Raw genomic sequence first — 12,886 nt, 5'->3', positions numbered from 1 at the left:
AACCAGTCGCTCGAGCCGACTCGCGTCGGCAAGCCGCCACTCGCGGCTCGCCTTCGACGTTAGCCATCCATGATTTTTCAGCGCGAAGCTTGTAAACCGGTCTCATCGCTGAGCGCAGCGAGGCTTGATCGAGAACTGTCGTCCGTCAAGTCATCATTCGCACACCTGACGAGTGATGAAGGCTCTTACCTCCAGATCGCGGGCGGTCCCGGTCTCTTTTTGCTTGAGTATCGTGATTCAGCAGGACAGCATCACCGTGCAATGCAGGAAGTCGCGAAAGTGCCGTTCCCGAACGGCACGGTTCTCCAGTTCAGTGCCGGCAATATTCCTATGGATTCAAACGAGTGGTTTGTGCGAGATCAGGTCGTTCAAATCCTCTTTGCATTTACTTCACGGGACCCGTGGCCGTCATTCATCCAATGGAGGGCACTCAATGCTTCCTTTTCGCGAAATGGCTAACACTGCGGCCCAACGGACCGCCTGCGGCGTCCGCTGGCCTTTGCGTTAGGCATCGCATGCAAGAGGACTTCACAGACAGCTTCTGGACTTGGTATGCAACCGACGAGTTCCGACTTGTCCTGGACGCCTGCGAACTGATGAAGGCGCTCAGTTTCTTGCAGTCTCCAGCATCTGTGCAAGCCGCCAACATTCCGGACTGCCCTGCGTGTGAAACCTGGTCAGTGATGATGTTGCCGGTGAACAGCTTCCTAGAGAGGTGTTCGGTAGACATCACTGCGCCTTGCAGCGAGGCTCTCAATACTGTTTGGATCCTTAGCAACGAACTCCCCGAAAGCGCGTTCCGCTGCGATGACTCCAATATGTTCTATGCCGAGGAGTGGTCGGCTCTCCGATCAGCCGCAGCCGAAGCTCTTCAATGCATGGGGTGGGAGACTCTGCGGCCCCATCTCGACAATGTCATGCTTGAGTGTCATCAAGCACTGTTTCCGCACCGCGATGCGAGCGATGCCTAACCCTCTCATGTCAAACGTTGAGCGTCCCTTTCACCTGCCACCACCGACGCTTCTGGCCGATAGTTCGCACTCGTCGTAGAACCGTAGATCCGTAGATCACTGCACCCACCTCGCAGTGGTCGCCCCCATCTGGCTAAGCGTCTCAGACCCTATAGCCCGCGAACCTTCAGGGTCGATCCGGCAACTGCCCACTGCCGCTCGCAGCCTTTGGCAAATGGCCTGCCTGCTCCTCAGTTGCCAACGCCAGCAGCCTTGCCAGCGCCCGGTCGTGGATACCCATCTTCACCAGGCCCTCGTGCGTGGCGCGGGCGTAGTCGTGCGTGGTGCCATAGCGGCCCCGGGCCTGGGCAAAGATGCGGGTGTATTCCGCATCGGGCAGCACGCCCGTGTGGTTGGGGCTGCGGCGTGAGAGGGTAAACGCCAGCGCGCTCACGGTACCTTGCGGCGTCTGGCAGGGCAGCCAGCGCGGGTCGTAGACGGCGTTGACCATCTCGCGGGCCCACAGGCTGGGCATCACCTCGGGCACGCGGTGCCGGTCAATGCGGAACACCATGCCCCGGCAACTGCCCCCTGTGAGCAGCGCAAAAACCAGCCCAGGGCATTCAGGCGTGCCCCGGTTCACGCGGCTCCACATCTTCAGCGCCCGGTGCCAGCCATGCACCTTGGCCGGGCGCTGCTCGGCGTAGTCAAAGTCTGGCCGCCAGATCAGCGAGCCATAGCCAAACAGCCACAGGTCGTGCCGCGCATCCCACTGCGCCATCGTCTGGGCCAGCATGGCAGCGGGGTCGCGGCGGTGGGGGGCAGGGGTGGGCAGGGGGGTCATGCAGCGAAGAAAGCAGGAACGGGGCCAGAAATCAAAGCCAACGGGGCGTGGGCCGCATTATTGGAGGACTGCGCCGAGCGTGCCTCCGCTGTGTGGGAGCCCCTGAATGCTGGTCAGCCATGGGTGGGTAATGGGTTACTCCTGTATTGATAGCTGCCAGCGCTTATCTATAAAGCGCTAGAGCCGTATTTTGATTGAAATATTGCCCAGCCATGTTGCACTGCGCCATGGCGCAGCCCCAGGCGGGCCTTGCGCCACGGGCTGGCCCCTTGCGGCGCGGTATCATCCGGGCCTGCCCAGGTCGCCTGCAGCTTCCTGGGGAGCCATTTTTAGCGCCATTGGCGTTGTGCGCGCCGTTTTCGCCGTTGTCCTTGCCCCCAGCCCCATCTGCCTGACCCGTGCGTCTTACCTCCATCAAGCTCTCCGGCTTCAAGTCGTTCGCTGAACCCACCAACTTCATGCTGCCCGGGCAACTGGTCGGTGTGGTGGGGCCGAATGGCTGCGGCAAATCCAACATCATGGATGCGGTGCGCTGGGTGCTGGGCGAGAGCAAGGCCAGCGAGCTGCGTGGCGAGAGCATGCAGGATGTGATCTTCAGCGGCACCACCACGCGCAAGCAGGCCAGCCGCGCCAGCGTGGAGCTGGTGTTTGACAACTCCGACCACCGCGCAGGCGGCCAGTGGGGCCAATACGGCGAGGTGGCCGTGCGCCGCGTGCTCACCCGCGACGGCACCAGCAGCTACTTTCTGAACAACCAGCCCGTGCGTCGCCGCGACGTGCAGGACGTGTTTCTGGGCACGGGCCTGGGCCCACGCGCCTACGCCATCATCGGGCAGGGCACCATCAGCCGCATCATCGAAAGCCGCCCTGAAGAGTTGCGCCTGTTCCTCGAAGAAGCGGCCGGGGTCTCCAAATACAAAGAGCGCCGCCGCGAGACGGAAAACCGCCTGGCCGACACGCGGGAAAACCTCACGCGGGTGGAAGACATCCTGCGCGAGCTCAACGCCAACCTCGAAAAGCTCGAAAAGCAGGCCGAGGTGGCCGCCAAATACAACGCGCTAAACGCTGACGCCACCCTCAAGCAGCACCAGCAGTGGTTCTTGAAACGCGCCGACGCCGAGGCCGAGCAGACCAAGGTGCGCCTGGATGGCCTGCAGGCCGTGAACGACCTCGAATCGCGCATGGCCGACCTGCGCGCTGTCGAATCTGACCTCGAAACCATCCGCCAGGCGCACTACGCTGCGGGCGACCAGGTCAACCAGGCGCAAGGCAAGCTGTACGAGGCCACGGCCGAAGTGGGGCGGCTCGAAGCCGAGATCCGCTACGTGGTCGAAGGCCGTGTGCGTGTGGAGCAGCGCCTGGTCACCCTGGCCGAGCAGATCGCCCAGTGGCAGTCGCGCAAAGAAGAAGCCGACATCGAGCTGGAGAACCTGGCCGGTGCGGGCGTGGACGCCGAAGAGCGTGCCGAGCTGCTGGCCGCCCAGATGGAAGAGCAGGCCATGCAACTGCCCGACCTGGAAGAAGCCCTGCGCCAGGCCCAAAGCCGCGCCAGCGAGCAGCGTGCCAGCGTGGTGCAGGTGCAGCAGCAAATTGGCGTGCTGGCCGCAGAGCAGCGCAGCATTGACGAGCAAAGCCGCCAGCTCGACACCCGCTACGAGCGCCTGCGCACCGACCGCAACGCCCTGGCCGCGCCCGACGAAGCCCGCCTCATCAACCTGCGCAGCCAGCTTGACGCCGCGCAGGAACTTGCCGAAACCACCGAAGCCCGCCTGGCCGAGCTGCAAGAGAGCGTGCCCCAGCTGGACGACGACCGCCGCGCCCGCCAGCAGGACGTGAACACCGAAAGCGCCCGCCAGACCGACCTGTCAGCCCGCATGGAAGCCCTCAAGGCGCTGCAGGAAAAGGTCAAGACCGACGGCAAGCTGCGCCCCTGGCTGGCCAAGCACGGCCTCGATGGCATGCAGGGCCTGTGGAGCCGCATCCACATCGAGCCCGGCTGGGAGAACGCCCTGGAAGCCGCCCTGCGCGAACGCCTGGGCGCGCTGGAAGTGGGCCGCCTGGACATGGTGCGCGGCTTTCTCGGCTCGAACGAAAGCGATGCTCCCCCGGCCCGCCTGGCCTTCTACAGCGCCCCCGCCGCCGGGGTGCCCGAGCCCACGGGCGCACACACCCGCCTGGCGGACCTGCTGCGCATCAACGACGCCAGCCTGCGCGCCGTGCTGACCGACTGGCTGCAGGGCTGCACCATTGCCCAGACGCTGGACGAGGCCCTCAACCGCCGCGCCAGCCTGCAGCCCGGCGAAGTGATCTATGTGCCCACGGGCCACGCTGTCAGCAGCCACAGCGTGAGCTTTTACGCGCAAGACTCCGAACAATCGGGCCTGCTGGCGCGCGCGCAAGAGATTGAGCACCTCGAAAAAGAACTGCGCGCCCAGGCCCTGATTGCCGACGAATCGCGCACCGCGCTGGTCCGCGCCGAGGCCGCCTACGCCGACGCATCGCAGCGCCTGGTGGCTGCCCGCCGCGAGGCCACCGAGGCCCAAAGCCGCGCCCACGAGCTGCAGGTGGAAACCCTGCGCCTGACGCAACTGGCCGAGCAAACCCGTGCGCGCAGCGAGCAAATTGGCGCAGACATTGCCGAGGTGGAAGCCCAACTGGCCGACCTGCAAGAGCGCCGCGTGGCCGCCGAGGCCCGCTTTGAAGAGCTGGACATGCAACTGGCCGATAGCCAGGAGCGCGAAGCCCAGCTGGGCGACCGCGTGATCGAGACCGAGCGCAAGCTGAACGCCTGCCGCGAGCAGCAGCGCATGCTCGAGCGCCAGGTGCAAGAGGCCACCTTCTCGCAGCGCAGCCTGGAAGCGCGCCGCGCGGAGCTGAACCGCTCCATCGAAACAGCCACCCAGCAGGCCACAGCCCTGACGGACGAGCAGCAGCGCGCCCGCGATGAGCTGGCCCGCCTGTCAGACGCCGCGGCTAAGGGCGGCCTGCAGCAGGCGCTGGACTTGAAGATGGAGCGCGAAAAAGCCCTGTCTGCCCAGCGCAGCGAATACGACGACCTGACGGCCAAGCTGCGCGGCAGCGACGAGCGCCGCATGCAACTCGAACGCGCGCTCGACCCATTGCGCCAGCGCATCACCGATTTCCAGCTCAAGGAACAGGCCGCGCGCCTGGGCCTGGAGCAATACACCACGCTGCTGACCGACGCCCAGGCCGACCTGGAGGCCGTGGCCCAGTCCATTGCCGATGGCAATGTGCGCATGCAAGGCCTGCAAGGCGAAATCGACCGCCTGCACCGCGAGATTGCCGCGTTGGGCGCCGTCAACCTGGCCGCGCTCGATGAGCTGAACCTGGCGCGTGAGCGCAAGGTGTTCCTGGACGCGCAAACGGCCGACCTGACCGAGGCCATGAACACACTGGAAGACGCGATCCGCAAGATCGATGGCGAAACGCGCCAGTTGCTGTCGGGCACGTTCGAGACGGTGAACGGGCACTTTGGCCGCATGTTCCCCGAGCTGTTCGGCGGCGGGCAGGCCAAGCTCATCATCACCGGCGATGAAATCCTCGACTCGGGCGTGCAGGTGATGGCGCAGCCGCCCGGCAAAAAGAACCAGACCATTCACCTGCTCTCGGGCGGTGAAAAAGCACTCACGGCGATTGCGCTGGTGTTTGCCATCTTCCAGCTCAACCCCGCGCCGTTTTGCTTGCTGGACGAGGTGGACGCGCCGCTGGACGATGCCAACACCGAACGCTACGCCAAGCTGGTCTCCAGCATGAGCAAAAGCACCCAGTTCCTGTTCATCAGCCACAACAAGATCGCCATGGAAATGGCTGAGCAACTGATCGGCGTGACCATGCAGGAACAAGGCGTCTCGCGCATCGTGGCGGTGGACATGGAGTCCGCCCTGTCCATGGCCGATGCTTGACCATGACGGACGCACAACAAGGCTCAGTCCACCGGCCTGCCGCAAAGCAAGGTCCGTACGGCATCCCCGCTTGTGCAAGTCCTATCGATTTGAACTGACCCCATGAACTCATCCCTGTTACTGAGTCTGGCAATCACCGGTGGGCTGGTGCTGGCGGCCATCGTGGCCTACAACGCCTGGACCCTGCACCGCAACGCACCCAAAAAAGCCCTGCCACCGGACGCCCACGGCAGCCACGCATCCACACCCGGTGCGGGCGACGCCCTGACCGAGCCCACGCTGCGCCAAGAGCCATCACTGGACGCAGACCTGGGCCCGGACGCCGTTGCCAGCTATGCGGGCCTGGACCGTGGGCCCGAACCCCACGAACATGCCGTGGACGCGGACGATGCCCTGCGCATGCCCGCCCCCTTGCCCACGCTGGAGCGCCGCCCGGGGCTGGACCCGCTGATCGACGTCATCGCTGCGTTGCAACTGGAGCACCTCGTGTCTGGCGACGCCGCATTGGTCGCCTTGCCCCCCACGCGCCGCGCGGGCAGCAAGCCCTTCGCCATTGAAGGCCTGAACGACGCCACCCAGCAGTGGGAGACCCCCGCGCCCGGCCAGCGCTACCGCAGCTTCCAGGCCGGGGTGCAACTGGCCAACCGCATGGGCGCGCTCAACGAAATCGAGTTTTCTGAATTCGTGATGAAGGCCCAGGGCTTTGCCGACGCCATCAACGCTGCCCCGGACTTCCCCGACATGCTGCAGGAAGTGGCCCGCGCCCGCGAGCTGGACCAGTTCGCCAGCGACCACGACGCGCAACTCATGTTCATGCTGCGCGCCCGCCAGGCCGCCTGGAGCCCTGGCTACCTGCTGCAAAACGCTGCCCGTGTGGGCTTTGTTGTGGGCTCCATGCCCGGGCGCCTGGTGCTGCCCGCCAGCGCGCCGGGCCTGCCGCCCGTGCTCACCCTGGGCTACGACACGCAGGCCGCCCTGGCTGACGACCCAGACCAATCTGCCATCCGCGACATCAGCCTGAGCCTGGACGTGGCCCAGGTGCACCGCACCGAACAACCCTTTGCCCGCCTGCGCGACGTGGGCGCCGCCCTGGCCCAGGCCATGGACGGCGTGCTGTGCGACCAAAACGGCCAGCCCCTGCCCGCCATGGCCATGGACCCGATTGCCGCCGATCTGGAACTGTTGTACGACCAGCTCGATGCGCGCGATTTGTCGGCAGGGTCGGTTTTGGCACGGCGGTTGTTCAGTTGACCGGCAACGGCTTCTTTCAACGCACGACGGTCGAAAGAACGCGTATGCGCTGGTGGCATATCTTTTCTCCACCTTTAGTCGAGACGGTCGAAGGGCTTTATCGCCCTGTGCCTCAGCGGCTGGCGTTGTGTGCCTATATCTTTGCGGCCGCAGCTATAACTGGCATTTACTGGTGGTCTGTGACGCGCGGAAAGCCTAGCTATTTAGCCCTTGGGTATGCAGCCCTTATGGCCATGCGAGGGCTTTATTTCTGGGTAGCGCATCGAAAATTTGGAGCATTAGGACGACCCTTGGTCCGGGTGGATGAGTCATCGATTTCGGTGTCGTTCACCACCTTTTTGTCGCAGCGATTGAAAGTTGTGCGCCTATCTGACGTGAAGGCTGTGGTGGTGCACGGTAAGGCGCGAAGTCGATTAGTTGCGTTTTATCCGCATGAGGGCTATCCCATCCAAGTACTGCTTCAACAGGGCCGCTTAGAAGAACGAATCGTCGATTTCTTGCAGCGGAAACTACCCGCATCCATCCCTATTCAAATAGAAGAACCTCTTCAACTCTCTGGTGTCCTCCGTGCTGACTGATCCGCAACTCCAAGCAGCCGCGCTGCGCCAACAGCTCAACGCATGGGCGCACCAGTACTACGTGCTGGACGAGCCCACCGTGCCCGACGCCGAATACGACCGCGTGTTCCGCGAGTTGCAGGCATTGGAGGCTGCGCACCCGCACCTGCTGACCCCCGATTCGCCCACGCAGCGCGTGATTGGCGCGGTGATGGAGGGATTGGCCTCGGTGCGCCATGTGGTGCCCATGCTCAGCATCCACACCGAGACCGACACCGAGGCCACGGGCGCGCAGGCGTTTGATGCCCGCGTGCGGCGCGAGCTGGGGCTGAGCGAGGCCGACCCCGCGATTGAATACGTGGCCGAGCCCAAGTTTGATGGCCTGGCGATGAGCCTGCGTTATGAAAAGGGCCGCTTGGTGCAGGCCGCCACGCGGGGCGATGGCGAGGTGGGTGAGGACGTGACGCACAACATCCGCACCATTCGCCAGATCCCGTTGAGCTTGCCCGAGGGCGTGCCCCCAGTGCTGGAAGTGCGTGGCGAGGTTTACATGCGCCGGGCCGACTTTGATGCCCTGAACGAGCGCCAGCGCGAGCAGGGTGGCAAGACCTTTGTGAACCCGCGCAACGCCGCTGCGGGGGCGGTGCGCCAGCTGGATTCGAACATCACCGCCCAGCGCCCGCTGAGCTTTTTCGCCTACGGCCTGGGCGCCATCACGCCGCCCGACCAGGGCGGGCCGGTGTTCCGCACGCATTACGAGATGCTGCAGACTCTGAAATCTTGGGGTTTTCCGGTCGCAGCGCAGGTGCAGATTGCGCAAGGTGCTACGGAATTGGTAGCGTTTCACCAGCAGGTGGGCGCCAGCCGCGATGCATTGCCCTACGACATCGACGGCGTGGTCTACAAGGTCAACGCGCTGCAGTTGCAGCGCGACCTGGGCTTCAAGACCCGCGAGCCACGCTGGGCCGTGGCGCACAAGTACCCCGCGCAAGAGATGGCGACCCGCATCGAGGGCATCGACATCCAGGTGGGCCGCACCGGCAAGCTCACGCCCGTGGCACGCCTGGCGCCGGTGTTTGTGGGTGGTGTGACGGTGACGAACGCCACGCTACACAACGTGTTTGAAATCCGCAAAAAGAAGGTGCGCGTGGGCGACACCGCCATCGTGCGCCGTGCGGGCGATGTGATTCCTGAAGTGGTGGGCGTGATGGCGTCCGGCCCGCGCCCAGCCTATGTCCACAACTTCCGCATGCCCCGGCAGTGCCCTATTTGCGGCAGCGAGGTGGTGCGTGAAAAAGGCGAGGCCAACCACCGCTGCACGGGCGGCCTGTTTTGCGCTGCCCAGCGCAAAGAGGCCATCCTGCACTTTGCCGCCCGCCGCGCCATGGATGTGGAGGGCCTGGGCGACAAGCTGGTGGACCAGCTGGTGGATGCCAACGTGATCCGCACGCTGCCCGACCTGTACCGCCTGGGCCTGAGTGCGTTGGTGATGCTCGAGCGCATGGCCGACCGGTCGGCCCTGAACCTGCTGGCCGCGCTGGAAAAGTCCAAGCAAACCACGCTGCCGCGCTTTTTGTTTGCGCTGGGCATTCGGCATGTGGGCGAGTCCACCGCCAAAGACCTGGCCAAGCACTTTGGCACGCTCGATGCGCTGATGGGGGTGGACGCCGCATCGGCTGCCACCGAGGAGCAACTGCTGCAAGTGCCCGATGTGGGCCCCATCGTGGCGCGCAGCGTGCACACCTTCTTCCAGCAGCCCCACAACCGCGAGGTGGTGGAGCAACTGCGCGCCTGCGGCGTGACCTGGCCCGAGGGCGCCCCCACCGAACGCGGCCCGCAGGTGCTGGCAGGAAAGACCATTGTGCTGACGGGCACCTTGCCCACGCTCAGCCGCGATGCGGCCAAAGACATGCTGGAAGCCGCAGGCGCCAAAGTGTCGGGCTCGGTCAGCAAAAAGACCAGCTACGTGGTGGCAGGGGAAGAGGCCGGCAGCAAGCTCGCCAAGGCCGAGGAGCTGGGCGTGCCTGTGCTGGACGAGGCAGGCATGCTGGCGCTGCTGGCCGGTGCGGGCGAGGGCGGTGCCGCGTGAGTGTGGCGGCTTATGCTGTTTGGGCCGCGATCAGGCCGTGTCCACATGGCTTGGCGCGCCTTGGCTGTGCAACCTGGCCCCCATGCGATGGCCCCGCTGACTCCCCACCGTTCGGGCTGAGCCTGTCGAAGCCAGGGCGCTCCTTGGCGCATCCCCTATCTCCCTCTATCGCGCAGCCCCATCCGGGTTGAAATGAACCATGCTCCGTTTTCTCTCCACATTGCGCACGGGCCTGCTGGCTGGGGCGCGCTGGGTGCTGCAAACCCTGCGCACCCTTTGGGCCCGCTTCCAGCCCCGCAGCTGGCACACCTGGCTTTGGCTGGTGCTGGCCCTGCCGGTGCTGCTGGCGGTGTACACGCTGCTGCTCATCCCGTTCACCCCGTCGATTGCCGACATCACCAAGGCCAAGACCGAGCGGCCCGCGCAGCTCTTGTCGGTGGACGGCAAGGTGCTGGCCGAGTACCGCTGGGCCAACCGCGAATGGGTGGCGCTGAACCGCATCTCGCCCCACGTGGTCAATGCCCTGATTGCCACCGAAGACCACCGCTTTTACGAGCACTCGGGCATGGACTTTCGGCGTACCGCGTCGTCGGTGCTGCACACGCTGCGGGGCGATCCGCAGGGCGGCTCCACCATCACGCAGCAGCTGGCGCGCAACCTGTTCCCGGAAGAAATCGGCCGCTCGCGCACCCTCACGCGCAAGCTCAAGGAGGCCATCACTGCCTTCAAGATCGAATGGGCGTACTCCAAGGATGAAATCCTGGAGACCTACCTCAACACCGTGCCGTTTTTGTACAACGCCTACGGCATCGAAATGGCCGCTCGCACGTATTTCGACAAGTCGGCCGACAAGCTCAACCTGCTGGAAAGCGCCACGCTGATTGGCATGCTCAAGGGCACGGCCTACTACAACCCCGTGACGCAGCCCGAGCGCTCGCAGGCGCGGCGCAATATCGTGCTGGCGCAAATGGTCAAGCGCGACAAGCTGGAGCAAGACAAGCTGGCCGCCCTGCAAAAGCGCCCCTTGCGCATCGACTTTGAGCGCCAGACCGAGGCCATGGGCCTGGCCCCGCACTTTGCGCAGCAGTTGCGCAAGCAGCTCATTGCCTGGGCCGATGCCAACGGCTACAGCCTGCATGCCGATGGGCTCATCGTGCGAACCACCATTGACTCGCGCCTGCAGGCCATTGCCAACCAGGCCGTGGCGCGCCAAGGCCGCCAGTTGCAAGGCATTGCGGACAATGCCTGGTCGGCCCGCAACGGCTGGAACCCCAAGAGCGAGCTGGTGCACACGCTGGTGCGTGAGACCAACGACTACCGCAACGCGCTGGCCGAAGGCGCGCCGCCGGACGAGGCCCTCAAAACCTTGCTGGCAGACAGCCGCTTCATGGCCGCGCTGAAGCAGGAAAAAACCCGCGTGCAGGCCGGCTTCATGGCCATGGACCCGGTCACCGGCCATGTGCTGGCCTGGGTGGGCAGCCGCGACTTTGCGGCCGACCCGTTCGACCATGTGCAGGCTGCCCGCCGCCAGCCTGGCTCCACCTTCAAGCCCTTTGTGTACGGCGCGGCCTTCATGCAAGGCGCGCTGCCCACCGACGAGCTGATGGACGAGGCGGTGGAGATTCCGCTGGGCGGCAACCAGGTGTGGCGCCCCACCGATGGCGGCGCGCCCAGCAACGCCCCCATGACGCTGGCCGACGGCCTGGCGTTCTCCAAGAACACCATCACCGCCCAGGTCATGTACAAGGTGGGCCCCCAGCGCGTGGCCGAGCTGGCCCGCGCCATGGGCGTGCGCGAAAGCAAGCTCGAAGAAGTGCCATCGCTGGCCCTGGGCACTAGCCCCGTCACGCTGCGCGAAATGGTCACGGCCTACAGCAGCATTGCCAATGCGGGCCGCTACATCGAGCCCATCCTCATCACCAGCATTGAAGACCGCCACGGCAAGGTGTTGCAGACCTTTGCCCCGCCCGCTCCCGAGCAGGCCATGCCTTTGCAGGCCGCCCAAACCCTGCGCAACGCCATGCGCGGCACCATCGATCGGGGCACGGGCGCGGCCCTGCGCAGCCGCTACGGCCTGCGCGCTGACTTGGCGGGCAAAACCGGCACCACGCAAGACAACACCGATGGCTGGTTCATCGCCCTGAACCCCCGCGTGGTGGCGGGTGCCTGGGTCGGCTTTAACGATGGGCGCATCACCCTGCGCAGCGACTACTGGGGCCAGGGCGCCCACAGCGCGCTGCCCATGGTGGGCGAATTTTTGCAGCAGGCCTTCCGCACCAACACCCTGGACGGCCGCGACCGCTTTATCGACGAGGAAGCCCCCAGCGTGCTGGGCGATGCCATGAACGGTGTGCGCAGCTGGGTGCGCGATTTGTTTGGCCGCGATGTGCCGCCGCCGCCCGAGGTGGGGACGGACCCTGTTCCGCAGCCGTCTCAGCCCATGCCCCCTGGGTCACTGCCGCCGGTGATCCGCGATGGCGATCCGTACACACCGGGCGCACCAGGGACTGGCGCAACGGGAGGGCAAAGTGGTCAGGGGGGCCAGGGCGGTGCCGTGTTCGGCGGCCAGGTGCCGCTGACGCCGACCGAGGCTGCGGCCAACCCGGTGCCTGGGGTGGTGGTGCCTTCAGCTACCGAGCGGCCCGCGCGCGACGGAGACCAGTGAGGGCACCGGCGCGCTGGTGTTGCACGCTGCGCCCTTTTCAACCGCACTGTTGATGGTGTGAGGGGGTGTACTTGTCCCTTGAACGCGTTCTATGAACTGGTGTTTTGAACAGGTTCTTAGGCCTGCACCCGATCACTGCACGTCCCTGGCTGCGGTGACCTGCCATGCAAAACACCGGGCCAGCTTTGGTGGGATGCCCGGCGCGTTCTTGCGCAGCCAAGCGCGAATGCTGGGAGCCTCGTCAGAGGCAGCACTACCAGCCCAGGCGGTGACGTAGGCTGCGGCCTTGTCGGGTGGCTGCGGGTAGAACAAAAAGGGTTCGTCAGACACATGGGTGTGGACGTAGACGATATGCCACGTGCCCAGCCGAAAAACCTGTCGGACGTCTTGCGGCGCCGTGGTGATTTTCTGCTGCACCTCTGGGCCGAGTTGCTGGTTGAGGTGCTGCTCTATGGCGACTGCGTAGTTGCGCTGCTGGGCTGCCGAGAGTGACCGGTCTATGCCCGTGCAGGGGGTTGCGGCACTGGCGAAGGCATGGATCGCCAAGCCTGCCACCACCCATGCCTGTTTCACCATGATGCTGTGGGTGTGGCGCATCGGCACGCGC

General features: G+C 65.2%; 9 protein-coding genes. 7 read left to right on the top strand and 2 right to left on the bottom strand.

Annotated features, from left to right (window positions below):
• Positions 1-69: 69 nt before the first annotated feature.
• Together CLU86_RS22595 and CLU86_RS07680 are read left to right on the top strand one after the other, a co-directional pair.
• Complete coding sequence (locus CLU86_RS22595; RefSeq protein ID WP_143226682.1) at positions 70-459, top strand: hypothetical protein; 390 nt, start codon at positions 70-72, stop codon at positions 457-459.
• A gap of 56 nt (positions 460-515) precedes the next feature.
• Positions 516-971: a hypothetical protein gene (locus tag CLU86_RS07680; RefSeq protein ID WP_099741199.1), complete on the top strand. Its 456-nt coding sequence runs from the start codon at positions 516-518 to the stop codon at positions 969-971.
• Between the two features lie 166 nt (positions 972-1,137).
• On the opposite strand, the gene CLU86_RS07675 is transcribed toward CLU86_RS07680, so the two are convergent.
• Positions 1,138-1,794, bottom strand: coding sequence for a gamma-glutamylcyclotransferase (locus CLU86_RS07675; RefSeq protein WP_099741198.1), 657 nt, complete (start codon positions 1,792-1,794; stop codon positions 1,138-1,140).
• Between the two features lie 398 nt (positions 1,795-2,192).
• Here CLU86_RS07675 and smc point away from each other — a divergent pair, with 398 nt between their 5' ends.
• The 5 genes from smc (at position 2,193) to CLU86_RS07655 (ending at position 12,279) form a co-directional block, all read left to right on the top strand.
• Positions 2,193-5,717, top strand: a complete 3,525-nt coding sequence (gene smc, locus CLU86_RS07670) for a chromosome segregation protein SMC (protein WP_099741197.1) — start codon at positions 2,193-2,195, stop codon at positions 5,715-5,717.
• 102 nt (positions 5,718-5,819) lie between these two features.
• Positions 5,820-6,968, top strand: a complete 1,149-nt coding sequence (locus CLU86_RS07665; RefSeq protein ID WP_099741196.1) for a cell division protein FtsZ — start codon at positions 5,820-5,822, stop codon at positions 6,966-6,968.
• The gene (locus tag CLU86_RS22590; protein WP_143226681.1) at positions 6,965-7,546 is read left to right on the top strand and encodes a hypothetical protein; all 582 of its coding nucleotides are present in this window, start codon (positions 6,965-6,967) and stop codon (positions 7,544-7,546) included. The genes CLU86_RS07665 and CLU86_RS22590 overlap by 4 nt, the downstream gene beginning before the upstream one ends.
• On the top strand, positions 7,527-9,614 hold the full coding sequence (gene ligA / locus CLU86_RS07660) for an NAD-dependent DNA ligase LigA (RefSeq protein WP_233194870.1): 2,088 nt from the start codon (positions 7,527-7,529) through the stop codon (positions 9,612-9,614). The genes CLU86_RS22590 and ligA overlap by 20 nt, the downstream gene beginning before the upstream one ends.
• Before the next feature lie 199 nt (positions 9,615-9,813).
• On the top strand, positions 9,814-12,279 hold the full coding sequence (locus CLU86_RS07655) for a penicillin-binding protein 1A (protein ID WP_099741195.1): 2,466 nt from the start codon (positions 9,814-9,816) through the stop codon (positions 12,277-12,279).
• A 132-nt stretch (positions 12,280-12,411) separates the two neighbouring features.
• On the opposite strand, the gene CLU86_RS07650 is transcribed toward CLU86_RS07655, so the two are convergent.
• Positions 12,412-12,882, bottom strand: coding sequence for a hypothetical protein (locus CLU86_RS07650; RefSeq protein WP_143226680.1), 471 nt, complete (start codon positions 12,880-12,882; stop codon positions 12,412-12,414).
• Between the last annotated feature and the right edge of the window lie 4 nt (positions 12,883-12,886).

Source organism: Acidovorax sp. 62, from assembly GCF_002754495.1.
Taxonomy (GTDB): domain Bacteria; phylum Pseudomonadota; class Gammaproteobacteria; order Burkholderiales; family Burkholderiaceae_C; genus Acidovorax.
This window is presented reverse-complemented; position numbering and strand designations above follow the sequence as displayed.

Excerpts from the sequence above, each read along its gene's own strand:
- CLU86_RS22595 (WP_143226682.1), top strand. The coding sequence starts at position 70 with ATGATTTTTCAGCGCGAAGCTTGTAAACCGGTCTCATCGCTGAGCGCA.
- CLU86_RS07680 (WP_099741199.1), top strand. The coding sequence starts at position 516 with ATGCAAGAGGACTTCACAGACAGCTTCTGGACTTGGTATGCAACCGAC.
- CLU86_RS07675 (WP_099741198.1), bottom strand. The coding sequence starts at position 1,794 with ATGACCCCCCTGCCCACCCCTGCCCCCCACCGCCGCGACCCCGCTGCC.
- CLU86_RS07665 (WP_099741196.1), top strand. The coding sequence starts at position 5,820 with ATGAACTCATCCCTGTTACTGAGTCTGGCAATCACCGGTGGGCTGGTG.
- CLU86_RS07655 (WP_099741195.1), top strand. The coding sequence starts at position 9,814 with ATGCTCCGTTTTCTCTCCACATTGCGCACGGGCCTGCTGGCTGGGGCG.